At 46.1% G+C, this 25,333-nt stretch carries 21 protein-coding genes and 2 tRNA genes; 20 read left to right on the forward strand and 3 right to left on the reverse strand.

Features of this window, described 5'->3' with window-relative positions; translation table 11 throughout:
- The first annotated feature begins 71 nt into the window (after positions 1-71).
- The 8 genes from moaA (at position 72) to modB (ending at position 5,446) form a co-directional block, all read left to right on the forward strand.
- A complete protein-coding gene (gene moaA / locus DVY93_RS05170; protein WP_442966504.1) occupies positions 72-1,088 on the forward strand; it encodes a GTP 3',8-cyclase MoaA in 1,017 nt (338 codons plus the stop codon).
- Positions 1,089-1,183: 95 nt separating this feature from the next.
- Positions 1,184-1,714 (forward strand): molybdenum cofactor biosynthesis protein B, encoded by a 531-nt coding sequence (moaB, locus tag DVY93_RS05175; RefSeq protein ID WP_230709576.1) that lies wholly within the window; start codon positions 1,184-1,186, stop codon positions 1,712-1,714.
- Positions 1,707-2,411: a molybdenum cofactor guanylyltransferase gene (gene mobA, locus DVY93_RS05180; protein ID WP_230709578.1), complete on the forward strand. Its 705-nt coding sequence runs from the start codon at positions 1,707-1,709 to the stop codon at positions 2,409-2,411. The genes moaB and mobA overlap by 8 nt, the downstream gene beginning before the upstream one ends.
- 23 nt (positions 2,412-2,434) lie before the next feature.
- A complete protein-coding gene (gene moaC / locus DVY93_RS05185) occupies positions 2,435-2,956 on the forward strand; it encodes a cyclic pyranopterin monophosphate synthase MoaC (RefSeq protein WP_230709579.1) in 522 nt (173 codons plus the stop codon).
- Between the two features lie 75 nt (positions 2,957-3,031).
- Entirely contained in the window at positions 3,032-3,313 is a 282-nt protein-coding gene (locus DVY93_RS05190) for a MoaD/ThiS family protein (RefSeq protein WP_230709581.1), read from the forward strand.
- Between the two features lie 48 nt (positions 3,314-3,361).
- Positions 3,362-3,853 carry a molybdenum cofactor biosynthesis protein MoaE gene (locus tag DVY93_RS05195; RefSeq protein WP_230709584.1) on the forward strand — a complete coding sequence of 164 codons (492 nt, stop codon included), beginning with the start codon at positions 3,362-3,364 and terminating at the stop codon, positions 3,851-3,853.
- The gene (gene modA / locus DVY93_RS05200; protein ID WP_230709586.1) at positions 3,819-4,694 is read left to right on the forward strand and encodes a molybdate ABC transporter substrate-binding protein; all 876 of its coding nucleotides are present in this window, start codon (positions 3,819-3,821) and stop codon (positions 4,692-4,694) included. Before DVY93_RS05195 ends, modA begins: the two co-directional genes overlap by 35 nt.
- 44 nt (positions 4,695-4,738) lie before the next feature.
- A complete protein-coding gene (gene modB, locus DVY93_RS05205) occupies positions 4,739-5,446 on the forward strand; it encodes a molybdate ABC transporter permease subunit (protein ID WP_230709597.1) in 708 nt (235 codons plus the stop codon).
- A gap of 155 nt (positions 5,447-5,601) precedes the next feature.
- On the opposite strand, the gene DVY93_RS05210 is transcribed toward modB, so the two are convergent.
- Both DVY93_RS05210 and DVY93_RS05215 read right to left on the reverse strand, forming a co-directional pair.
- A tRNA-Asp gene (locus DVY93_RS05210) sits at positions 5,602-5,678 on the reverse strand.
- A gap of 38 nt (positions 5,679-5,716) precedes the next feature.
- A tRNA-Val gene (locus DVY93_RS05215) sits at positions 5,717-5,792 on the reverse strand.
- Positions 5,793-6,072: 280 nt separating this feature from the next.
- Between DVY93_RS05215 and DVY93_RS05220 the strand changes: the two genes are divergently transcribed.
- The 7 genes from DVY93_RS05220 (at position 6,073) to DVY93_RS05250 (ending at position 16,331) form a co-directional block, all read left to right on the forward strand.
- The gene (locus tag DVY93_RS05220) at positions 6,073-7,713 is read left to right on the forward strand and encodes a cardiolipin synthase (RefSeq protein WP_269062816.1); all 1,641 of its coding nucleotides are present in this window, start codon (positions 6,073-6,075) and stop codon (positions 7,711-7,713) included.
- 104 nt (positions 7,714-7,817) lie between these two features.
- The gene (locus tag DVY93_RS05225; protein WP_230709601.1) at positions 7,818-9,266 is read left to right on the forward strand and encodes a tetratricopeptide repeat protein; all 1,449 of its coding nucleotides are present in this window, start codon (positions 7,818-7,820) and stop codon (positions 9,264-9,266) included.
- A gap of 118 nt (positions 9,267-9,384) precedes the next feature.
- Positions 9,385-11,043 (forward strand): 3-deoxy-D-manno-octulosonic acid transferase, encoded by a 1,659-nt coding sequence (locus DVY93_RS05230; RefSeq protein WP_230709603.1) that lies wholly within the window; start codon positions 9,385-9,387, stop codon positions 11,041-11,043.
- Positions 11,040-11,777: a 16S rRNA (uracil(1498)-N(3))-methyltransferase gene (locus tag DVY93_RS05235; RefSeq protein ID WP_193006746.1), complete on the forward strand. Its 738-nt coding sequence runs from the start codon at positions 11,040-11,042 to the stop codon at positions 11,775-11,777. The genes DVY93_RS05230 and DVY93_RS05235 overlap by 4 nt, the downstream gene beginning before the upstream one ends.
- A 276-nt stretch (positions 11,778-12,053) precedes the next feature.
- A complete protein-coding gene (locus DVY93_RS05240; RefSeq protein ID WP_230709605.1) occupies positions 12,054-13,178 on the forward strand; it encodes an extracellular solute-binding protein in 1,125 nt (374 codons plus the stop codon).
- Positions 13,179-13,263: 85 nt separating this feature from the next.
- Positions 13,264-14,940 carry an ABC transporter permease gene (locus tag DVY93_RS05245; protein ID WP_230709607.1) on the forward strand — a complete coding sequence of 559 codons (1,677 nt, stop codon included), beginning with the start codon at positions 13,264-13,266 and terminating at the stop codon, positions 14,938-14,940.
- Between the two features lie 50 nt (positions 14,941-14,990).
- Positions 14,991-16,331 carry an ABC transporter ATP-binding protein gene (locus DVY93_RS05250; protein WP_230709609.1) on the forward strand — a complete coding sequence of 447 codons (1,341 nt, stop codon included), beginning with the start codon at positions 14,991-14,993 and terminating at the stop codon, positions 16,329-16,331.
- A gap of 78 nt (positions 16,332-16,409) precedes the next feature.
- Here DVY93_RS05250 and DVY93_RS05255 read toward each other — a convergent pair whose 3' ends face one another.
- Positions 16,410-17,300 carry a methyltransferase domain-containing protein gene (locus tag DVY93_RS05255; protein ID WP_230709611.1) on the reverse strand — a complete coding sequence of 297 codons (891 nt, stop codon included), beginning with the start codon at positions 17,298-17,300 and terminating at the stop codon, positions 16,410-16,412.
- A gap of 314 nt (positions 17,301-17,614) precedes the next feature.
- Between DVY93_RS05255 and DVY93_RS05260 the strand changes: the two genes are divergently transcribed.
- From DVY93_RS05260 to DVY93_RS05280, 5 genes are all read left to right on the forward strand, one after another.
- Positions 17,615-19,300: an alpha/beta hydrolase family protein gene (locus DVY93_RS05260; RefSeq protein ID WP_230709613.1), complete on the forward strand. Its 1,686-nt coding sequence runs from the start codon at positions 17,615-17,617 to the stop codon at positions 19,298-19,300.
- Positions 19,301-19,410: 110 nt separating this feature from the next.
- Positions 19,411-19,590 carry a hypothetical protein gene (locus tag DVY93_RS05265; protein WP_230709615.1) on the forward strand — a complete coding sequence of 60 codons (180 nt, stop codon included), beginning with the start codon at positions 19,411-19,413 and terminating at the stop codon, positions 19,588-19,590.
- 293 nt (positions 19,591-19,883) lie between these two features.
- Complete coding sequence (gene gyrA / locus DVY93_RS05270) at positions 19,884-22,595, forward strand: DNA gyrase subunit A (protein ID WP_230709617.1); 2,712 nt, start codon at positions 19,884-19,886, stop codon at positions 22,593-22,595.
- Between the two features lie 143 nt (positions 22,596-22,738).
- On the forward strand, positions 22,739-23,809 hold the full coding sequence (gene rarD / locus DVY93_RS05275) for an EamA family transporter RarD (RefSeq protein ID WP_230709619.1): 1,071 nt from the start codon (positions 22,739-22,741) through the stop codon (positions 23,807-23,809).
- A 208-nt stretch (positions 23,810-24,017) separates the two neighbouring features.
- Positions 24,018-25,325 (forward strand): RNA-guided endonuclease InsQ/TnpB family protein, encoded by a 1,308-nt coding sequence (locus DVY93_RS05280; protein WP_230709621.1) that lies wholly within the window; start codon positions 24,018-24,020, stop codon positions 25,323-25,325.
- Positions 25,326-25,333: the final 8 nt, after the last annotated feature.

Genomic DNA, 25,333 nt, shown 5'->3' on the forward strand with positions numbered 1-25,333 from the left:
ACTTTGAAATAGGCAACGCCCAATGGTACTCGCCTACCTCCGCGTCCCCTATCATCGATGGGTACAGACCAATGATGATAGGTGCGCCTGCCGATCAAGCGGATGAATCCTATCGGCCTTTGACAGACGGGTTTGCCCGTCGTCTCACTTACCTGCGTTTGTCTATTACCGATTTTTGTAACTTTCGCTGCGAATACTGTCTACCCAACGGCTATCAAGGCAAGCGTCCTGATGATGAATTGAGCGTTGCTGAAATTGCCACATTGGTACGCGGCTTTGCCCAAGTAGGCACTAAAAAGGTCAGAATCACGGGCGGAGAACCCTCTATACGCCGTGACGTCGTCGAGATTATTAAAACCATCAAACAAACGAAGGGCATCGAAACCGTTGCCATGACCAGCAATGGCTATAAGCTTGGTAAGCATTTGGCCAGTTGGCAAGCCGCCGGATTGGATCAGCTGAATATCAGTATGGACAGCTTTGATGCCGCAACCTTTTATAAAATGACAGGTTTTAACACTTTGCCGCAACTGCTCGCAGACATGGATACATTGCTTGCAACCACAGATATTAAACTTAAAATAAACAGTATATTGATGGCAGAAACGGCTTTTGAAAACCTCATTCAAGCCATCGACTATGTCAAAGACAGAGCGGTCACTTATCGTTTTATTGAATTTATGCAGACCAGTGACAACAGTGACTTGTTCTTTGCTCAGCATGCCCAGTCTGACATTATTATTGACTATCTGTTAGAACACGGCTGGCAGCCCCATCAGCGGGGCAGCGCTGACGGTCCGGCAGTAGAGTATAGTCATCCAAACTATGTCGGCCGCATCGGTATGATTGCGCCGTATGCCGCGCATTTTTGTGATACTTGCAACCGTCTGCGGGTCAGTAGTCAAGGCAAAGTGCATTTGTGCCTATTTGATCAAGGCAATTACGATATTCGTCAGCATCTACAGCAGAATGATATCGCAGGGTTGGTTGGTACCTTACACAGCTTTATGCCGATTAAACCGGAGCACCACCACCTCCATGATTCAAACAGTGGCATCATGCACAATCTGTCAATCATTGGCGGTTAGACTGGCTGATTGAGACGCTGCTTTATTTTTAATCATAAAAATGAATGACTGTCATACTTTTAATGAATATATATTAACTTTATCAAGGACTATCTATGAGCAAGCCCGCTGCAAAATTTACCCCCTTAAATATCGCCGTTTTAACGGTTTCTGACAGTCGCACACTTGCAGAAGATACCTCGGGACAATATTTAGCAGACAGCTTAACGGAGGCGGGACATCATCTCGCAGACCGTCAGCTGATTACCGACGATATCTATCAGATTAGAGCAGTGATTAGTGGCTGGATTGCAGACCCAAGCGTTCTTGCCGTGATCACGACGGGCGGGACGGGATTCTATATTCGAGACAGCATGCCAGAGGCGGTGAATGTCTTGTTTGACAAATCGATTGACGGCTTTGGGGAGATGTTCCGTTTACTCTCAAAAGATGAGATCGGTATGTCAACCGTGCAATCGCGGGCCGTGGCTGGTATGGCAAATGGTACGGGTATATTCTGCTTACCTGGTTCATCTGGTGCTTGCCGTACTGGTTGGACAAAGATCTTAAAAGATCAGTTTGATAGCCGTACGCGTCCTTGTAACTTTGTACCGCATTTTATGCGTACCAATCCTAGTCATGACTGAAACGGCTAATCATCTAGATGGCTTGGCAGGTGTGGTTATATTAGCGGGCGGCGCATCTAGGCGCATGGGGACACCCAAAGCCAAGCTCACGCTGCCAACAGGTGAGCAGGTGCTAGACTATCATGTGCGGCATTCATTGCATTTAAATGTGCCCATTATGATTGCAGACAATGAGCGTGGCTTTAACGTCAGCTCAGCGCTCGTCTTGCACAAGCCGCAGTCACCTGTTTCTTACATTTCTGATTACGGTTCTACCAACAGCGATGGACAAATTGCCACAGGTGGGGCATTGGTTGCGATTGAGTCTGCTTTGCAAAGATTGGTAAAGCTGAATAACGCCGCGGCATTAGGAAATAAGAAGTCGTCACAATCATCATGGCTGCTGGTTATGAGCTGTGATAGCTTAATACCAGCGGCCGATTTGTGGCAAAAGTTGCAGTCATTCATAACGCAAGCTGCAGACAAACAAGTGATTTGCTTAACCGATGAGGATCACTTATATCCACTGTTGGGCATTTATCGCGTCAGTATTGAAGCCGATTTACAGGCGTATATTGATAGTGGTCATCGTAGGGTCATGCCGTTTATCAAACCCGTGGTCCAAACGGTGCGATTTTTAAAGGATTGGCAGCACTTGACCAATTTTAATACGCCGACAGAGTTTACGCATGCTTGCGCGGCTTTAGACGATTTATAAAAATATTTGTTAAGAGAATATAGATGAGTATGGATAGTCAAAAAAACAATAGCAAAAAAAACAATCAACCATCCCTATCGCACCTAGACAGTACAGGCGACATCAGCATGGTCGACGTCAGTGGCAAGCGTGCCACCACGCGCGAGGCGACTGCTATCGGGCACGTTCGCTTTCCTAGTGAGATATATCAGCAAATCAAAGCCGCTGACGGCATGACCAAAAAAGGCAGCATCACCCAAACCGCCCACATCGCTGGCATCATGGCCGCCAAGCGCACCCATGACTTGATTCCACTTTGCCACCCCCTGCCATTAGATAAGATTGGCTTAACCTTTGATTATAATGATGCCCTAAGCAGCATAACCGTCAGTGCCATTGTCAAAGTCACCCACAAGACAGGGGTTGAAATGGAAGCCTTAACCGCCGTCAGCATTGCCTGCTTGACCATCTATGACATGACCAAAGCTTTATCGCATGACATCGTCATTGATGACATTCACCTAGTAAAAAAGACAGGTGGCAAATCAGATTATAAACACACATAACGCCATAAATGGTCGTTTTATCGATTCAACACATGATGAATATCAAGCTGAGCAGCTTGTAAGAAGGAAGGGTTTATGAGTACCAGCGCTGTCGACACAAACACCGAAGCTGCGATAAACATTAATGTTTTATACTTCGCCAGCCTTGCGGATGAAGCCAATTGCCAACAAGAGCGTGTCACCGTACCACCGTCAACCTCCTTGACTGAACTGTATGAACAGCTTTGCCAAAAGCACCGCTTTAGCCGTTCGCAGTCAGAGCTCCGGGTGGCGGTGAATGACTACTTCGCTAAATGGACAGATCCTATTTCTGATGGCGATAGTGTGGTATTTATCACCCCAGTTGCGGGTGGTTAGTGTTTAACGACAAGTGCCATGTATCAGAAACAACAATAGAGAGAGAAAATGACAGACAACGTCCATAGCCATGCCATGACCATCAAACGTAGCGTTGATGAAGCATATGCAGTTGCAGAACGAGATGGTTTTGCCCTATTAGACATCGCCATTGATGAGAGGCGTCTAAAAGACACTCTCGATGATGACAGCTGCGGGGCATTCGTGTGCTTTGAGGGACGCGTCCGTAATCACAACAATGCCACCAGCGTTGAGCGCTTGACCTACTACGGTTATGAAGACTTAGCCCTCAATCAAGGTCGCGCCATTATAGAAGAGGCAAAAAAACGCTTTGAGATTACGCATGCCATTGCCATACACCGTATCGGTGCGTTAGACATAGGCGATGTGGCGATATGGGTGGGTGTGGTATCAGCCCATCGTTATCCCGCCTTTGATGCGTGCCGCTGGATACTCGATACCGTTAAGGCGGACATTCCTGTGTGGAAGCAAGAGTATTATGAGGATGAGCCCTCTAAGTGGCTTAGCAATAATGGGTAAGCTAACGGTAGCTGTGTCTACCACATTTATTTGTTTACTGTTAACGGTAAGCGCTTGCACGCCAGAGAGTAGCACTAATACAGTCTCTACTGCCAAGTCATCTGAGCAAACCCAAACGCTTCGTATCGCGGCGGCGGCCAACTTGTCTGATGTATTGCCAGATATTATTGATGACTATAAAGCGGATAACCACAGTGCTGGGCAACCTGTGGAAGTGACTTATGCATCCTCAGGGAAGCTGTATGCGCAAATTAAAGCGGGAGCGCCTTATGATGTGTTTTTGTCTGCCAATCAAGCGTTTCCTGCTAAGCTTGCGGCAGACAGGCCAGTCAGTACCTCTGAGCAAAGCAGTGTGCTCTATCGTCCGTTTACTTATGCGCAAGGTCAATTGGCGCTGTATAGTGTGACTCAGTCTTTAGAAGGGTTTGATCCTACCACGTTAAACGACTTATTAATGAGCAGCCCTAACCGCAAAATAACCATTGCCAATCCTAAGCTAGCGCCTTATGGGGCGTCTGCGCAAGCGTATTTACAAGCACAAAACCTTTATGATGCCCTGACGGAGCAAAAACGTGTGATAAAAGCTGAAAACATTGGTCAAGCGTTTCAGTATGCGCATACGGGCAGTGTTGATTATGGGTTGGTGGCTCAATCACAGTTGACGGCGATTAAGGCCACGCCTGAGCAGTTTATGACCTTACCGCCAGCGTCTTATCCAGCTATCTTGCAAGACGGCATTGTGATCAGTGACCAAGCCGGTGCGGTGGCCTTTACCGATTATCTACGCTCGACGGCAGGAAGGCAACACTTTGTGCAAGCAGGGTATTTGAGTATTCAATAGTTAAATCCCATATAAATTTTACCAATGGAACGAGCAGTGACATTATGATAGATCAGGCTCTTATGTCAGATATGCTAAGTCCATTTTGGGTAAGCATCAAGCTTGCTAGTATTACCACCTTATGCCTATTATTGTTTGCCACCCCTGTAGCGTATTGGCTTGCTAAGCCCAGCCGTACGCAAGTTGGGGCACGTCTTAAAGTTTTGCTCATGGGCACTATTGCCATGCCCCTTGTTTTGCCTCCTACGGTCATAGGCTTTTATCTTTTGTTACTGCTAAGTCCCAGCATGGGCATTGGTCAGTGGCTTAACGAGCACAACATGAGCTCGTTGATTTTTACTTTTGAAGGGCTTGTTATCGGCTCGATTATTTACTCATTACCTTTTTATATCCAGCCTGTGTATGCCCAATTTTTGCGTATTCCTCGAAACGTCATGGATGTTGCTCATTTATTAGAGCCCAGCTATTTGAGGCGTTTTATAAGGGTGGTCTTACCGCAAGCGCGGGTGGGTATTGTACTGGGCAGTTTGATTAGCTTTGCTCATACTATTGGTGAGTTTGGCGTTGTACTTATGATAGGCGGTAGTATCTCAGGTGAGACTAAGGTGGTGTCGATTGCGATATATGAGCAAGTTGAAGCGCTGAACTACGAGGCGGCGCACATGATGTCAGGCCTTCTCATTATTATGGGCGTGGTCATGGTTGCCCTGATTGCGAGCGTCAGTCGAATGAGTCAGCGTTCATCAAGCTAAAGTGTTTAACAAATTTTCAATACTCTTTACTTTATAGTTTTTACTAGGAGGTTTAATACAAATTATACGATTCTACAGACACAAAAAAACCCCAAACAATCTAATGTTTGAGGCGAAACTTGCTTAAACTTAACAGTCTAAATTCGTTTTAAATATGGCGCAGCGGACGGGACTCGAACCCGCGACCCCCGGCGTGACAGGCCGGTATTCTAACCAACTGAACTACCGCTGCTTAGGTCGTCTTAGCTTATTTACCCACTCGCTAAGAAGTGGTGGGTGATGACGGATTCGAACCGCCGACATTCTGCGTGTAAGGCAGACGCTCTACCAACTGAGCTAATCACCCTTCGAACAATTGCTATGCAATTTATTCAACATCAACTGAGCTCTTAAGTTTGTCACTAAGCTCCGTTGCTGTGGGTGTGTATTATATAGATTTACAGTTGGCTGTCAAATAGTATTTTAAAAATTTTAGTAAATAATTAAAAATATATTTTTAATCTTATTGTTTACAGTAACTTGCGTCAGTTGCTTAGGGTTGCTGCTATACAAATTCGTATCACAGTTAGCTATCGTTTGGTGGCAAAAAGCTATTATACTGTATGATGCGTTAATTTTTATCTTGATTGCCGGAGGCTAGTATAGACACTTCTACTATTAAACACACTTTTACCACCTGGTCTTGGGGAGACTTTGCAGGCTTAGGTCTGGTATTGCATGTGGTGCTAATGATAGTAATGACACTACGGATTGTATCGGTGCAGCGCGATATCGGTGTATCGATTGCTTGGGTTGCTGTGCTCTATACATTGCCGCTGTTTGGTTTTATTGCTTATATCCTGTTGGGGGAGCCGATGATTGGGCGGCGCTATCGTGAGCGAGTGGATCAAGCTAGCCTACTGATGAATGATATGGCGCGCCGCGAGCATTTGGTGTTTGATCAGGGACAAAACTTGCTACCAGTCAATTATCGCGGTGTCAGCCAAATCGGCACACGTTGGACAGGGCTTGGGGTGTTTCCTGATCACAAGATGCAGTTACTCACTGAGTCTAATGCCATTTTTCAGAGTCTGATTGAGGATATAAACGCGGCGCAGCGTATTATCCTGATGGAGTTTTACATTGTATATCCCAAGGGACAGGTGCTAGAGGTGATAGAAGCGCTGTCGGCAGCAGCAGAGCGCGGCGTAGAATGCCACGTACTGGCTGATAGTGTGGGGAGTTTTAGTTTTTTTAATAGTAGCGCTCATCGTACGTTAGAGCGAGCGGGTGTTTTTGTCCATCAGTCGCTGCCAGTGGGGCTATTTAAGACGCTTTTTAAGCGCTCAGACTTGCGCAATCATCGTAAGATGGTGATCATGGATGAACATATCGGGTACATCGGTAGTTTTAACTTGGTCGATCCGAGGTTCTTTAAACAAAATAAAAACGTGGGACAGTGGATTGATGTAGCGATACGCACCACCAGTCGGCACTCGATCAGTATTACGATGGCCATGGCAAAGGTCATCGCAACGGATATCGGTGCTGAAAACAACGACAATCTACACGCCCTCAATCAGCGGGTAAACAGCTATACTCGTCGGCTATACGTGATGGACCCAACCATCAATGATTTAAACAGTCGGGTAAAAGTGTTAGGCGATCACGCTGACTATCACAAGCAGCCAGATATTGGCTCGACATCGATTATCATACCCAGAATGCCTGTCGTCGAAGGTGTACTGGCGCAGCTGATACCCTCAGCCCCACAAGTGACGGCCCATGTGATTTATAATACGTTAGTAACAGTGGTGCACCGTGCTAACAAACGCATTCGTATTACTACCCCGTATTTTGTACCCGACGAAGCACTGTCAGGCGCCCTAGCAATAGCAGCCAAGCGCGGGGTCGAAGTGACGCTTATTGTGCCTGAAAAAGTCGATTCGTTCCTTGTGCAGCATGCATCACAAGCCTGCTATCAAGAATTGCTTGAGGCAGGTGTCACCATTGCTTTATTTAAGGGCGGGCTGCTGCATGCTAAAACGGTGGTTATCGATGATGATTACTGTCTATTTGGCACCGTGAATATCGATCAGCGTAGCTTTTATCTTAATATGGAGGTCAGTTTGGCAATTTACACGCCAGCGATGGTCGCTCAAGTGGCTGACTGCCAAGAGGTGTATTTACAAAACTGCCGGTATTTGGGCTTAGAAGAGTGGTGTCAGCGCCACGGGGCTGAGCGTTTGTTTGATAATGTGGTACGCTTATTTAGTCCTTTATTGTAGCGCCTCACACTTTAGGTTGCCTTAACCTGTGTATGTGGGTTTATGACTCTACTGGTTTCACTATTTTGATTATCAACTCGTTTACAGAAAGGAGCCGGTTGTCTATGTCTGCATCGCCCGTAACGCCACTTGATTATATTGCAGCCGGTTATTGGCAAGACTTCTTAGCCAAGCGGCCGATTGCAGGCGGCATCGCTTATGAAACTGAGCTTCGCGACTGTGTGTTGGACGAGTCGCTGGCAAGCTTGCAGCGAGTGGACATGTTATTGTCACAGCTACGCCGTAACATGATTAAGGCGGATCAGTGGAATGAGCAGGCACTATTAGTCGATGAGCGCCATCGTAATTTTATGATGTTTTTAGCGTTTTATGCAGGGCGAGTATTGGCGAAGCAGTGGCAAAGTACGCCGCATTGGTATGGTCAATTTGAGCTACGCAAGCGCTATCCTGAGCTATCACTAGTAACCGATGATTTTTATCAACACATGGCGGTAAACTATCGTGATAACACGGACAATAGTACCGTGGCATCACCATTTTTTGCCTTAGAGCCAATAGGATTGCGTCTGTTTGGTCATATCGATCGGCAGTTTGCGGCAGTGCAAGGTGGTCAAGTGGCTAGCGGCTTATACCAAGCAGTCAGCGCAAAACTACCGAATGATAGGCTACTTAATAATAGGTTACCAAATAACAGTGATCACCAAGTGACTGAATCAGCCACTCATAGCGTTACTCAGAATACTGATCCCAGTACCGATGTCCATTTAAACACTAGTGAAGCATCGACTATTCGCACACCATTCAATGGCGTAGCTGCCAAGGAGAGACCAGCGGCTAGTGATTTATCTGAAAACAATAAGCTTGAGCTGGTTAAAGCAGAGACATTATTAACCAATCATCCGTCAGAGCAGCCTGTCATAACAAAACCCGCACCGGTACCAAAAACCTCACCAACGCCAGAGATATTCACACAGCTGCTTGTAGAGCTAGATGACATAGCGGTAGAGCAAAGTGGGGGTAATATTGAATATCAGCAAGCTAATAAGGTATTGGCACAGTTTGAGCGGCATATTGCCAAGCAAAATAAGCCTCGGGCGCAAGTTGCGTTTTCAGAGAAACATTTGGCAGCAAAAAAGCAGGCGCTGCTGGCACTCCAAGAAGCTGCTAATGCTGGTCATACCGCTGCGATGTTGCGTTTGGCCATGTATGAGCTACTTGATGAGGGCTTAGCCGTTGATAAAGTAGCTGGTACAGCGTCTGGGGTTGAGTGGGTTAAACAGGCAGCCAGCCAAGATGACAGCCGTGCCCAGCGCCTACTAAGTAAGATGTATTACCAAGGGCTAGGAGTCAGCCAAGACATAGATAATGGTAAATATTGGCTCACGCAAGCCGCCAAAAATGGTCACGCTGAAGCCGCCGATTTGGTCGCACATTGGCAACAAGCGCAAGTGCTGATGACCACAAAAAAGCAAGAGCAGCATAGCATCAAACGCTATCAAATATTGCTTGGCGTGGTGGGCGTAATAGCGTTGTTGATATTGATTTTTGTCTAAAATATTTTATGGTAAATCACCTTTAAAAGCTTATTATTAGGCGCTAAATTCAGGTAGAATTGGCGCGTTTTTTACGGCTGTTTTTATTATCTGATCAATTACTAATCTAGGCTGCTTCATGCCATCTTCTCATACCTCCTCTGATTGTTCTGCAAAATCATCCTCTGATCTTGCATCGTCGCCTAGCTGTGCTGTTTATACGCCGCCCCTTTATTATCAACTGATTATCGGCTTACTCAAGCCCTTGTATCGGCTGCAAGTATGGCGACGCTCACATCAGCGCGATAACTATCAACAAGAGGTTGAGCAGCGTTTTGGTAAACGGTATCCTGCACGGCCATTGGCTGATGCCACGCGTACTACTAAGTCGGAGGCGAGTAAAGGCGTGATTTGGTGCCATGCGGTCTCATTGGGTGAGACCAACACAGTGGCCCCTTTGTTAGAGGCGTTGTTGGCAGAGGGGTATCAGATATGGCTGACCAACACCACACAGACAGGCTTTGCTCGCGGCGCCAGTCGTTTCGCTGATGAGATTACTCAAGGTCGCATGAGCCACAGTTACGTCCCTGTAGATAGCCCGGTCGTTATTGAGACTTTTTTGGCTCATGTCCAGCCCATGGCGGCTTTGTTTGTAGAAACAGAGCTGTGGGCAAATATCTTAACCAAACTGTCTGAGCATCATGTCCCTAGTATCCTAGTCAATGGTCGGCTGTCGGCGGCGTCTTTTAAAAGCTATCAAAAAATTGCGGCCGTCAGTACCAGTATGATGAAAAACCTGACGTTAATCATTGCGCAAGACAATGAGTCTGCGAAACGCTTTCGGCAGTTGGGGGCGTATAGTGCGCAGATTCGGGTGGCAGGCTCGTTAAAGTGGGTGATCAATGCCCCTAAGCTTGCTGCCGGCGCCAGCGTCACAGAGGCGGCTGATATTCAAGGCGAGCATACGACGGTACAAACATCGCATCTAGCTCATCGTCAGGTCGAGTTAGCAGAAAAACTGGGTATAGTCGGTCGACCAATTTGGGTGGCGGCAAGCACGCATAGCGGCGAAGAAGCAGTGGCACTGTCCTTGCATCAGGAGTTGTTGTCCAATCCAGCACTGGCCAACACGTTGTTAATCATCGTACCAAGACATCCTGAACGGTTTGATGAAGTAGCCACACTCATTCAAAACACAACGTTAAAAATGGCGCGGCGTAGTAGAGAGGAGGCCATTAGCATAGACACCCCCGTTTATTTGGCAGATAGTATGGGTGAGCTGATGACATGGTACGCACTGGCAGATGTGGCACTAGTGGGTGGCTCATTGGTTGATATTGGCGGGCACAATCCTGTTGAGCCTGCGAGCGTCGCAACGCCTGTGATAATGGGGCGCTATACTCAATCGTGTCAAAGTGTGGTGGACAAACTGTCTGAGGTAGGGGCGCTATATCAACCGCAAAATCCTTGCTATCGTCCCGTTACGGTGGAAGAGGTGGCAACAAATGGCCCTACTGTTACTGCTATAGATGAGCAAGTAGCCACTCATAATAAGGCAAATATCAATCAAGAGCTCTCTACAAACCAAGCGCCCTCTGGCAAACAGTCTGCTGCTAATGATGACGACAAAACACGTATTTATCAGCAGCTGGCGTTTTGGCTCAGTCACCTAGAACTGGCAAAACAGGCGGGACACGCAGGCGAGCAGATGACCAAACAACAGCAAGCAGTGTTGACCCGTCAACTTACCATGATTACCAGTGTCATCGAGCAACACTCACACGCAGAGACTTTATGAACTGTATATTACTACCAGCGGCAAACTTCTTGCACGATAGGGCGCACATTCATGCATTGCCACAAATTGATCACGTTAACAATGTATTGGCGGCAAAAGTTGGAGACACCCTTAAAATTGGTCAACTCGGGGGTTATTTAGGGACGGCAGTTATTGATGATATGACCTCTGATCGTATCCAATTGCGTGATGTCCAGCTCAGTATCGCACCGCCAGCTAAGCTAGATTTGACGGTGATACTGGCACTACCGCGCCCCAAAGTACTGCGCCGCTTGATTATGGATATGACCGCGCTTGGCGTACGCGATATCATCCTGATAAATAGCTACCGTACGCAAAAAAGCTATTGGCAAAGCCCGATGCTTAAGCGCCTTGATGAGTTTGTATTAGAAGGGCTACAACAAGGCGTTGATACAATAGCGCCTCGTATTAGTCTACAAAAACGCTTTAAACCATTTGTCGAAGATGAATTGCCTCGGTTGGTGAGCAAAGGCGCTATCGTGGCGCACCCGTATACTTCCCAGTCATTGACACAGTATTTACAAAAGCAGGACTTACAGAAGCCGCCAGCATTGGCCATGCCTAATCTGGTTTGTATTGGTGCTGAGGGTGGTTGGATTGATTACGAGATAGAATTACTTGCCGCCCAAGGCTGCGAGGCAGTACATGTAGGCCTGCGCATATTACGGACTGAAGCGGCCGTTAATGTTCTGTTGGGGCAGTGGCTACTATAAAGCAGTAACGTGTGCTTTCACTTAAATCAGCTATAAAAATAAGTAAACACGATGGGCGATAGATGTAGCCCTGTAAACGCGCAGATTAAGTCGCATCATAGACCAATTTCTGAATTAACAAATGTATTGATAGTTAATCTCATTTGCATTAGTATGTTGTTTCCATACATTATGGTCTTATCAGTCTGAACCATGCTTGATCGATACCGCGATTGGTAGCACAATTTTGTTTCACCATCCATCTCATCTTTTTATAGCGCCATTATGGGGAAAACCATGTCATTGAACACCCTCACCGCCACTTTAACCTCTAATAAGCTGACCTTACCTGTTGCCGTATTTGGCATGATGCTGGGTCTTACTGGCTGTAACAACTCATCTACGACAGAAGAGAGCGTGGATGCAGAAACAACGGCAGTTAGCACGGAAGAAAGCGTCGCTAATGATGGTGCTACCAGCACTGATGGTCAAACGATTACTATCTACTCATCACGTAATGAGCAGTTAATTAAGCCACTGCTAGATCGTTATACTGAGCAGACAGGGGTGAAGGTTGAGCTGGTCACGGACAGCACTGGGCCATTGCTGGCGCGTTTAGAAGCGGAAGGGCAAAATACCCCAGCTGATATGCTTTTGACGGTTGATGCGGGTAACTTGTGGCAAGCTGCGCAGCAAGGCTTACTGCAGCCAGTGGCTTCAGACGTTTTAGCAGCAAATGTCCCTGCAAAGTATCGTGACCCAAAAGGTCAGTGGACAGGCCTTTCATTACGCGCCCGTACTATCTTTTATGACCCAAGTAAAGTTAGTGCCGATGAGCTATCGACTTACGCAGATTTGGCGGATCCAAAATGGAAAGGCAAGTTGTGTCTTCGTACTTCTAAAAAGGTTTATAATCAGTCGCTTGTGGCCAGCATGATAGAGCACTTGGGCGAAGAAAAAACAGAAGAAATCATTCGTGGATGGGTGGATAACCTAGCGACTGATGTATTCAGCGATGATACGAGCATGCTAGAAGCAATTGCCGCTGGTCAGTGTGAAGTAGGTATTGCTAACAGTTACTATTATGGTCGTCTGTTGGATGAAAAACCAGATTTCCCGGTAGAGATATTCTGGGCCAATCAAGGCACGACAGGCACGCATGTCAATGTCTCAGGCGCTGGTGTGGTTGCTGGTTCAGACAATCCAGATGGGACGCTTAAATTAATCGAGTGGCTGTCATCGGACGAAGCGCAAGGCATCTATGCCAGCTCTGATAAAGAATTCCCAGTAAAAGAAGGGGTGGATGAATCAGAGATGCTCAGATCGTGGGGTGAGTTCAAAAAAGACGATATCAACGTGCAGAAGTTTGGCGAATTACAAACCCAAGCAATTCAAATGATGGACAAGGCGGGTTACAAATAGAGTAACAACAGACATGCCAATCTCAAATTTTTTGAGGTTGGTATTGATCTGTAAGGCATCTATGCATGTGACACGGTAACAATATATGATCACAACGCCAGACACGTCTGTAGGGCAAAACGACACAGGTAATGACAGGGTCAATGATAAAAAAGCTGTCAGCCAAGACCACGCCGTCCGTAAACGTATGATCTCGAAATCAGTCTTAGGACTGATTTCGCTGTTTATGCTTGTACCGATTTTGATCGTGTTGTTATCGTGGACGCAGCCAGTAGCCGATATATGGACGCACATGGCAGATTATGTACTGCCTCAAGTCCTTAAAAACACTGCTATCTTATTGTTGATGGTGACTATTGTTTCTGGCACTATCGGCACCGCGCTTGCTTGGGTGACCAGCATGTACCGCTTCCCTGGGCAGCGGTTCTTTTCTTGGGCATTGATGTTGCCGCTGGCGTTTCCGGCCTATGTGTTGGCGTTTGTCACGGTCGGTATTGTGGATTTTAGCGGGCCATTACAAACGGGCTTGCGGGATTTGGGCATCAATACGGCGATACCCTCGGTACGTAATGTCTGGGGCGCAGGTATGGTCTTGTCTCTGGCATTTTATCCCTATGTTTATTTGCTGGCGCGCCAAGCGTTTTTATCTCAAGGCAGGCGGGCGATAGAAGCGGGGCAGATGCTGGGACTTAGCCGTGGTCGCGTGTTCTTTCGGCTGGCACTGCCACAAGCGCTGCCGTGGATCATTGGTGGGTTGCTACTGGCCAGCATGGAAACCTTGGCAGATTTTGGCGCGGTTTCGGTGTTTAACGTCGATACCTTTACCACAGCTATTTATAAAGCGTGGTTTGGTTTTTTTAGTTTAACGACGGCGGCCCAGTTGGCAGCGCTGTTAATCGGTGTGGTCTTTATCGTGGTGTTGTTTGAGCAGTATTGGCAGGCCAAGCGTGGAAGCTCAGTCACCCAAGGCAGCAGCCAACGTTTTGAAGCCAGTAAACCTGCTAAACTGGCCATGACGCTCTTGTGTACACTAGTATTTGCAATCGCCTTTTTAATACCGTTTTTGCAGCTAATTTATTGGACCGCATTGAATTTTCGGCAAGATTTTGATGCTCGTTACATTGATTTTGTGACCAATAGCCTTATGATTGCGAGTATGACCACGCTTTTTATTGCCTTTTTGGCGGTGATTATTGCGTGGATTAAGCGGCAGTACCCTGATAAATTAACCAAGCTGATGACCACTTTGGCCAATTTGGGCTATGTGGTACCAGGTACGGTTTTGGCGGTGGGCATCTTTATTCCCATCGCTTGGCTAGACAACCAAATGATTGCGTTTGGTGTTACCTCGCAGCAATTTCTGTCCGGCAGTGTGATTGTGATGCTACTGGCATTATCGACGCGCTTTATGACGGTGAGTTTTCAGCCAGTCGATCGGCAGTTACAGCGATTGACAGTCAATCAAGAAGCTGCGGCCAATCTGCTTAGTGACAGCCCTTATCAGCGTTGGCGACAGGTGATGTTACCAGTACTTAGCCCCGGCGTGCTGACGGCCTTACTGATGGGGTTTGTCGAGGTGATGAAAGAGATGCCGATTACGTTAATGACGCGTCGCCAAGGCTGGGATACGCTGGCGGTGCGAGTGTTTGAGATGACCAGTGAAGGCATGTGGGGTCGTGCGGCCTTACCAAGCTTATTGATAGTGCTGGTTGGGCTACTCCCTGTTTGGATATTATTGCGTCAAAGTGATAAGCAAGGATAAAAGCAGTTTTAAAGACAGCTCATTTTACTAATAGCTAACTGGTACCGTCTATGTACACCGATTCAATGAACGACTCATCAGACCCTAACGCCGTAAAAGCCAAGTCAATAAAGACTAAGGCGAGTTCTGAGCATGCAACAAAACCACCAGTAGCACAAGTTAAAACGCCTCAAACCCCGCCTAAAAAAATTCAGAAACCAGACAGCCCCTTTAGCCAAGAGGTTGAAACCGATATCGCGAGCAACGCTTATTTTAGTGTGCAAGATTTAATCGTGGGCTATGATGATGTTACCATCGTTAATGGGCTTTCATTAATGTTACAACAAGGCGAGATTGGTTGTTTTCTGGGTTATAGCGGCTGTGGTAAAACCACGGCGCTACGAGCGATTGCAGGGTTAGAGCCAAGCCGCGGCGGCAGCATTTATTTAAATAGTCAATGCCTTACTGATAAAACCGCTCGCCACTCATTTGCCGTAGCTCCCGCCAAACGTGGTATGGGTATGGTGTTTCAGGACTATGCACTATTTGGTCATCTCAGCGTGGCAAAAAACATCGCATTTGGTCTGAATAAATGGTCTACCGCTGACAAAAAAGCCCGTGTGGCTGAAATGTTAAGCCTTGTCGAATTGACTGAGCATGCGGATAAACGTCCAAATGAGCTCTCGGGTGGTCAACAGCAGCGGGTGGCCTTAGCCCGCGCACTGGCACCAAAACCCAAGCTGCTCTTACTAGATGAACCCTTTTCTAATTTAGACGTGGTATTACGTGAGTCATTGGCAATGAGTGTCCGTGACATTCTCAAACGTACCAATACCACAGCGATTTTGGTGACTCATGACCAAAATGAAGCGTTTGCACTCGCCGATAAAGTGGGGGTAATGGATAAAGGCAAGCTGGTACAGTGGGCAACCCCAAGTGAGCTCTATCATGAGCCAGTCAGTCCTTTTGTGGCCGAGTTTGTGGGTGAAGGGGCGATGATAGACGGCATCATCAAAGAAGGCCATGTTGAGACGGCACTGGGCAATATTTATCGGCGCATGGAAGTGTGTGACGCATTAGGGCAGCCGCAGTATTGTGAGTATGACTATCCAAACGGTACGCCAATCAAAGTGCTGGTACGTCCTGATGACATTATTCATGATGATGACAGTACACAGACGGCCCTAGTGATTGGGCGGGTATTTCGCGGTGCCAATTACTTGTATCGCTTACAACTCGATGATGGGCAGACCGTGTTGTCGTTAGTCGCCAGTCATCATAATCATGAGATTGGGTCACAGATTGGTATCTTACCGCTGCTAGAGCACGTCGTGGTGTTTGACGAAAAAGACATCAATGCCACGACTTGGTCAGAATATGATAGATCAGAGAGAGTGGAGGAAATAAAGTAGCAGTTGTGAAAGCCTGTAAAAAAGCGCACGAACAGAAATGTTATCAAACTTTGCCTGAGCTAGGGTGTGTCATCATGCTTAAGCGTGCCGAGCGGCTAGTATGTGCAAATAACGTCCGAGCCATTTGTACGGCTCTAATTGTGAATAGCGCAGCTCCATCCTTATCACGGCCTCTGGGTCATTGTGGCCCCCGCGTTTTAGCGGTGCATAATCATGAAACACGCGCAGACCACTGGTACGCACAATGTGATAATGATGCGCGGCCAACCATGACTCTACCTCTTCTTTGGCAACGGGATAGTTGGGCGTCAGACTTTTTTTGTTGTCAGCCTTGTAGTCCGTATTGTCGAGTAAGTTAAAGTTACCCATGATGAGGTTGCGATAATCAAAGCTCGCCGGATTATAAAAGCATAAGGACAGCGCCCCATCATCTGTTAGGTGCTGGTCAAAAAAGTCCATGACCTTTGCTGGCTCCGCTAGCCATTCGAGCAAAGCATGCGACATGATCAAATCAAACTTATTTGTTTCTTTTGCTAACTTGTCTTGAAGCGCTTGATAGGGGCAAACATACCAGGTGATATCCAAATCTTTAAGATCCCAGTCTTTATCTATTTGTGCCACGCTCGCTTGCGCTTTTTCAAGCATATTGGCTGAAATATCATTGATCACCACGCTATGACCTTGCGTAGCAAGCTCAATCGCAATCTGTGCAAGCCCTGCACCCACATCTAAAATACGTAACGGTCGTCCAAGTTTTTGACGCATCTGTGTACTATATTCAAAAATATCACGGCGCAATACGGCCAAGCGAATGTCACCTTTTAAACCACCGTACACCTTTTTTTCAAAATGATCAGCAATGGTATCAAAGCTTCGATCAGTGCGTATGTCTTCTTGTTGAGTCGCTTGCTTTGATGACTCTATCAACTGGCTTTCATTTTTCTTTATATTTTCATGGCTCGTTTGCATAGGGAAACTGTCTGTACCAGAGTTGTATTTTGGAACATCGTACAACAAAGACAATAGCTAAGCTAGGACTGTTCAACGACTGGTAGTATTTTTCTATGAAGAATAAAGGGGTTACCAAGTACATGTTTTCCAGTGGCTTTTCATAATTTTTTACGGTATAAATAGTAAGGTTTCAGAAACAATTGTTCTTGAGTAGGCTTCAATGATAAGTGTTCAAGAATAGTTATTGATTAAAAGGGTCTATCAAACTGAAATGACTGACTGCCAAGGACTCGCAGCAAACATATGACTTTTTACTGCTAAGGATAGCAATTATGATAAAACTAAAACCTGCCACCGGTACAAGCGCCAAACCTGCTGGTAACACTCGCTTCTCAGCCTCTACTATTACTCGCCCACCAACCATGTCACGTTGTCTATTATCGGTAGCCATTGCCAGTAGTTTACTGCTGGTTGGTTGCGGGGATGATGACAATGAAAGGTTTACTTATTCAACTAGCGTTAAGTCAGTAGCTACCTTTGATGCTGATGATATAGATGATGCACTACAAGACGCTTCAGCCATCGGCAAAGCAGTTACTCCAGATGCTAAGTGTGGTGTCACGGTCGAAAAAATCAGTTATCCAACCAAAGGCTCAGCAGGTGAAGCCACTAATGCTACGGGTGCGCTCATGCTGCCAAGTGGTACTGATGCAGATTGCCAAGGTGATCGACCAATATTGCTGCATGCCCATGGCACCGCTACAGAAAGATATTATGACTTCACACAGGTAGGTAATCTTGATAACCCAGCAGGGGTGCGTGCCACGTTGATAGCGGCCAACTTTGCCGCTCAAGGCTATATCGTTGTAGTCCCCAATTATGCTGGTTACGATGATTCAGATCTTGATTACCACCCGTATCTTAATGCCAAGCAGCAATCGGAGGAAATGGTTACCGCTTTAGATACAGCGCGAACCATTATTAAGCAGCAACAAGCAGCCAATAATGCCAACTACTTAAACGTCAAAGATTCTGGCAAGCTATTTCTCACAGGTTATTCACAAGGCGGCCATGTCGCCATGGCAACCGCACAGCTACTTGAGCAACAAAATAAACCTGTCACTGCGATTGCCCCATCGTCAGGACCGTACGCGCTTGCCGCTTTTGGAGATGCAATATTCTCCGGCAATGTTAATATTGGTGCGACAGCTTTTGCGCCCCTATTGGCAAGAAGCTTACAAAATGTAGAGGGCAAAATATACCGCAATCCAACCGAGCTGTTTACCAGTCAATATGCAGGTACGAACTTACCAAACACCATGAGCTTTGAGGAACTAATAAAAGCAGGAAAATTACCACAAACTGCTTTATTTGAAACCACTGCTAATGAGAGTGGTTTTGGTTTTGCTGATAAAAACTACTTAGTTCAAACCAGTTATCGTGCCAATTATTTATCGGACGTACAAGCCAATCCTGATAATCTGCTGGCTAGAACGGGGCTTTTGCCAGCAGAGAATCCACAAAACGAGCTGCGCCTTGCGCTAAAAGACAATGATTTGCGTGGTTATATCCCAACTATGCCGACGCTGATTTGTGGAGGTAATCAAGATCCAACCGTGTTTTATGACCTAAATACGGGGTCAATGGCGGCGATACTGCAACAAGCAAGTGCCCAAAATCCAAATCTGAATATAACGGTACTCGATGTGGATGCCACAAACGATGATGATCGTGATCAGAGTACAGTGATCCCCATTGGTTCAGCGATGAGTAACTCGTGGATGATGAGTAATACCATCGATAATGTTCAAGCGAACTTTGCAAGCACGGTTCAATTGGTGGGTAACAATGCTGCCCAGCAAGTGATTGAAAATGGAGGCAGTGAAGCACAAGCCCAGCAAGCAGCGCAAGTGGCGGTACTCAGTACTTATCATGCTGGTCTCGTTAGCACTGCCTGTACGCAAGCCACTCGTGAGTTCTTTGAGCAAAATTTTAATCAAGGTGCTAACCCAACGTAATGTATTCAAATGCTATAAATTATTCGTATGTGAGTTATTTCAAGAAGACTGTGTCCACTGGATGCAGTTTTTTTAATGTAGGTAGTTCAACACTTAATAAGAGAGAAAATATGAAATCGATGCTACTGTCACTACTCGCGGTTGCCTTTATTACCTTACCTATCAGTCAAGCACAGGCCAAAAACACCCCTTGCTCAGGCCAGATGGGCGGGGTATCGCACTGCTCAAAAGATGGTAAGTTTGTTTGTAAAAACGGCAAAATCAGTCAATCAAAAAAAACCTGCCATTAGGATTATTTTAGCCTGTGTTGATCATTCAAAATATCACTGGAAATGAACCGTGTGGCTTGTTTTTAATGACAGTCAGATACCCCTAAATCAGCAATTTTGTGCTAAAATAGCTTCTTTTATTAAACATTAAAACTATCGCCATTTTCCTATTGTTTTGCACGCTTAGCAGTGTTTTTTGTGGTCTATATTTTGATAGGAGCTGCGTATTGATGCAGCTGTATTTTTGTGTAGCTCATGAGTGTCTCAAGTAAAAGTGTCAGCATTAGAAAAAGAATGTGAGTGAAGGAGTGTATATGAGCGAATCGGTCAGTCCTATTGGCATCGTAGATGAATTAAAGCAATCCTATCTGGATTATGCGATGAGCGTGATTGTCTCGCGTGCGCTGCCTGATGTGCGTGATGGGTTCAAGCCTGTACACCGCCGTGTGATGTACGCCATGCACGTGCTATCTAATGACTATAACAAGCCGTATAAGAAGTCAGCTCGTGTAGTCGGTGATGTCATTGGTAAATATCACCCGCATGGCGATAGTGCGGTCTATGATGCGATCGTGCGGATGGCGCAGGATTTTAGTTTGCGTTATCCGATGGTTGATGGTCAAGGTAACTTTGGCTCGATTGATGATGATCCACCGGCGGCGATGCGTTATACCGAAGTACGTATGACCAAGCTGACCCATCAGATGCTCGCTGATTTGGACAAAGACACGGTCGATTGGGAAGACAACTACGATGGTTCTGAGCGCATGCCAAGCGTGATGCCGGCGCGTATTCCGAACTTATTGGTCAATGGTGCCACTGGTATTGCGGTCGGTATGGCCACCAATATGGCGCCGCATAATCTGACTGAAGTGATCAATGCTTGTTTGGCCTATGCCCAAAATCCACAAGTTTCGGCTGAAGAGCTGATGTCACACATCTCAGGCCCTGATTTCCCAACAGGCGGTATTATCTATGGTCGTGCGGGTATTTTAGACGCCTATCGCACGGGCAAAGGTCGCCTCCATATTCGTGGTCGCTATCATATCGAGCCCATGAGTGATACAGGTGTCAACCGTGATCGCGAGCGTATTGTATTCACTGAAGTCCCTTATCAAGCCAATAAAGCCAAGCTCATCGAGCGTATTGCTGAGCTTGTGCGTGATAAAAAAATCGAAGGCATCACCGAGATTCGTGATGAGTCTGATAAAGACGGCATGCGTATCGCTATTGACTTGCGTCGCGGCGAAACAGCCGAAGTAATTGTCAATAACTTGTTCCTACAAACACCGCTTGAGTCTAGCTTTAGTATTAATATGGTGGCGCTCGATAATGGTCAGCCAAAGCTATTGACCTTGCGCCAGCTCATCGCTGCATTTGTCCGCCATCGTCAAGAAGTCGTGACGCGCCGTACGATTTATGAGTTAAACAAAGCCCGCGTACGTGGTCACCTGCTCGAAGGTTTGACCGTCGCATTAGCGAATATTGATGATATTATTGCGACGATTAAAGCGTCTGCAAACCGCGGCTTGGCACGTGAAAGCCTGCTGAACAACACTTGGGGCTCAGGTAGCGTCGTTGCGATGCTCACGGCCGCTGGTAGCCAATCCGTGCGTCCTGACTTTATCGAAGGCGAGGACCCTAAAGCACCGTTCGGCTTAATAGAAGGCGAAGAGCGCTATCGTTTGTCACTTGAGCAGGTCAATGCCATCTTAGATATGCAATTGCATCGTTTGACAGGCCTTGAGCAAGATAAATTAACTGAAGAATATCAGGATTTGCTACGTGAAATCGCTCATTTAGAGTCTATCTTAGGCGATTTTGATAAGCTAATGACCATTATCTCTAATGAGATGATTGAGATTCGTGATAACTTCGGTGATGAGCGTCGTACAGATATTATCGATTCACGTACTGATTTTAACCGTGAAGACTTGATTCCTGAGCAAACCGTGGTCATGACCGTGTCGCGTACTGGCTATGCTAAAACCCAGCCGATCGATGATTATGTTGCGCAAAAACGTGGCGGCAAAGGCAAGTCAGCAACCGCAATGAAAGAAGATGATGTGATTGATCATTTGGTAGTCACATCAACGCATGCGACAGTGCTGTGCTTCACGGATAGTGGCCGCGTCTTTAGTTTACGTGGTTTTGAAGTACCGATTGCCAGTCGCGGCGCTCGTGGTCGTCCATTGGTCAACCTAATTGGCTTGAATGGTGATGAAACGGTCACCACGATACTGCCCATTCCGCAAATGTCTGATGAAGTCAGCGGTCACTTTGTGTTTTTTGCGACAGCCAATGGGACGGTCAAGCGCGTTGAGCTTGAGCAATTCGCAAGTATTCGCTCTAACGGCCTGATAGCTGTTGGTCTAGAAGATGGCGATAAACTGGTGAGCGCTCGTATCACCAACGGCAGTCAAGAGGTCATGTTGTTTGCCTCAAGCGGTAAAGCCATTCGTTTTGATGAAAATGATGCGCGCTCTATGGGTCGTACAGCAAAAGGCGTACGTGGTATGCGCTTGGCTGATGATGAGTTTATCAAGTCATTGGTGGTTATCGAAGATGATGTGCGCGAAATCTTGATCGCGTGTGAAAACGGCTTTGGTAAACGTACCTATATCGATGAATTCAATACCCAAAATCGCGGTGGTGGCGGCGTTATCGCTATTAAGACCAGTCAGCGTAATGGAGCCTTAGTCCGCGCTACTAAAGTTGAGCCTGAAGACGACATTATCTTAATCTCAGATAAAGGCACACTAGTGCGTACACCAGTTGAGCATGTTGCTAGCTCTGGGCGTAACACACAGGGTGTCACCCTAATCCGTCTATCAAAAGATGAAAAATTGGTCGCCATGGCACGTGTGGAGCACGAAGAAAATGACGATGAACTCATCGAAGCCATGAAGGAAGACGGTACATTTGATGTGGAAGGGCAAGAGCAGGTAGAAGTTAATACGGCGGCTGGCTCCACAGCGACGACGGATGTTAACGACTCGATCGATATTGCCAATAACAATGAATGAGATTATAACGACTCACTGTCTCAGTAATTAACTGGTCAGTCTCGTTTTACTGTTCTAGAAAAAGCCTCTGACGTTAGCGTCGGAGGCTTTTGTTTTTTTCTAAAATTGCCAAAAAAGTGCACCAATTTTTAAAGGTCGTTGTTATGCTTACTACCAATCAGACGTCGCAAGGCACCATCGCTGCGGTGGCTGCCAATTTTTTATACTCATTGCTGTTTTTATTCGGGTTGCTGATGCAGCCGTTATCAGGTACGCAAGTCGCTTCGTGGCGCGTATTGATGATGCTGTTTAGTTTGGTGTTACTGGTCAGTGTATTAAAGCAATGGCAGCATATTTTTGACTATTTAAGAACACTGAAAACACCTAAAGAATGGGTGTTATTTATATTACCCACGCCTATATTGGGTGCGCAAATTTGGATATTTATGTGGGCGCCAGTCAATGATTTGGGTCTCGAGGTGACGTTGGGTTACTTTTTATACCCCATGATTATGATTATGGTTGGCCGGTTTTTTTATAATGAAAACATGAGTCTGCTGCAGTGGATTGCCACGATATGTGCGGGCATCGGTATCGTATATGATGTCGTGCAATATGGCGCAATATCATGGGCGACCTTATTTGTTTGCTTGGGTTATCCGCCTTATTATCTGTTACGCCGAAAGTTAGCAGTGCCACCAATCACAGGACTTATCTCTGATCTTGTATTATTGACTCCTGTGGTCTTGATGGCGTTGTACCTGAACGGCGGTTTTGAGTTGGCGATAGCCACTGATAAGTTTTGGTATCTACTGCCTCTATTGGGTATTATCAGTACCGCTGCGATGTCACTGACCATGGTGGCCAGCCAAAAACTGCCCGTCTCACTATTTGGGACTTTATGTTACCTTGAGCCGATATTTTTGTTTGTGTTTTCAGTCACTATTTTGCATCAAGGTATCGATGAGGGTGGCTCTTTATTTATGTATGGCATGATTTTTATCGCGTTGCTGATGATGATTACTGATAGTGCGCTAGGGTACTGGGCCCGTAAGCGTGATGACCGCTTGCACGGATACAACGAACCACAAGTGGGGAGCTTTCCACCGCGTCGGCGTCTGAAAAATCGTCGTATCAAAGGCGTGCTAACGGCGCATCGGTTTCGTAAAATTAGAAAATATCAGCAAAAAATAGATAAGATGACACGTAAAATTGAAGTGCTACACTCAAAGTAAGGTTGGCGAGCGTGAAGAGCTAAGTTTGACTTGTTAGACATTGTTTTTTGTTATTGATCTATCAAAACCGCGAAAGAGGACTCCACCCGATATTAGGGTGGAGGTGAATTTCGCCTAGCGTTTATTATATATTCATACAAATTATGTACTGAAGTAAGCTATACTAAATTTTAGAACTTATATTAAAAAAACAAAATGAATTGGCATTATGAAAATCAACAAAGCGTACAAATTTAGGCTTGAGCCTACTATAGAGCAGGAGATTATTCTAAATAATCTTGTCGGCTCAGCGCGTTTTGTTTGGAATCACATGCTGGCAATATCGTTTGAGATGTTTGCTAAAAATGAGTTTATCAATGCCACCAACCTCGTTAATAAAATCATTGGCTTAAAGAACAACCCTGATTTTGAGTTCTTAAAAACAAGCTCAAATGCCGTGTCCTTACAACAAAAGGTACGCGATCTTGCCTCGGCTTGGTCACGATTCTTTGACCCAAAAGTACATGCCAGACTCAAAGAGAATAAAAAGAAACCTCGTAAGCCCAAGTTCTTTAAACTGGCTGATGGCACAGAGATTCAACTTCGCCCATTGATGCCACAATTTAAGCGCAAAGCAGATGGCTGTGACTCCATTCGCTTGGTTCAGTTTGATAAATACTGCCGTGTTGAGGGCAATCGCATCAAACTCCCGAATGGCATTGGTCTAGTGAAATTTAGAAAGTCTCAAGACATCATCGGTGTCATCAAGAATGTCACCATTAGCAAGAAGTCAGGTCACTGGTACGTATCGTTTGGCACTGAGCGCGAACTGGCACAGAACCCCCGACACCCTGCCACAAGCGCCATTGGCTTAGATTTAGGCATCACAAAACTACTCACCACCTCAAACGGTGAAACCCTCAAGCCCAAAAACAGCTTTAAAGCCAACCAGATCAAACTGGCCAAATTACAGCGTCAATTAAGCAGAAAGGTTCTGTTTAGCCAAAACTGGAAAAAACACAACCGCAAGATTCAAAAATTACACCACCATATCGCCAATATTCGTCATGACTACTTGCACAAAATCACCACCAGCATCAGCAAAAACCACGCCATGATTGCTTGTGAGGATTTAACAGTCGCCAATATGTCGACATCAGCCAGCGGGTCGGTGGAGAATAAAGGCCGTCATGTCAAAGCCAAGGCAGGATTAAACAGAGCTATCTTAGATCAAGGCTGGGGCATGATGGTCAATATGCTTGAGTACAAGCAGCAATGGCAAGGCGGCTTACTTATCAAAGTAAACCCACGCTACACCAGCCAAACCTGCTCTCAATGCCAGCATATCGCCAAGGAAAATAGACAAACTCAGGCAAAGTTTGAGTGCGTCAAATGTGGTCATAAAGCCAACGCTGATATTAATGCAGCTAAAAATATTTTATCGGCAGGACATGCCGTTTTGTCTGCGGAGGGAGGATGCAATAAAGGTCGCCCGATGAAACAGAAAACAAGTGACATTCGTGAGAAAGTCGCCTAAGAGCTTAT

Origin of the sequence: Psychrobacter sp. CCUG 69069 (genome assembly GCF_021023115.1) — a bacterium.
In the GTDB taxonomy this organism is placed as follows: Bacteria; Pseudomonadota; Gammaproteobacteria; order Pseudomonadales; family Moraxellaceae; genus Psychrobacter; species Psychrobacter namhaensis.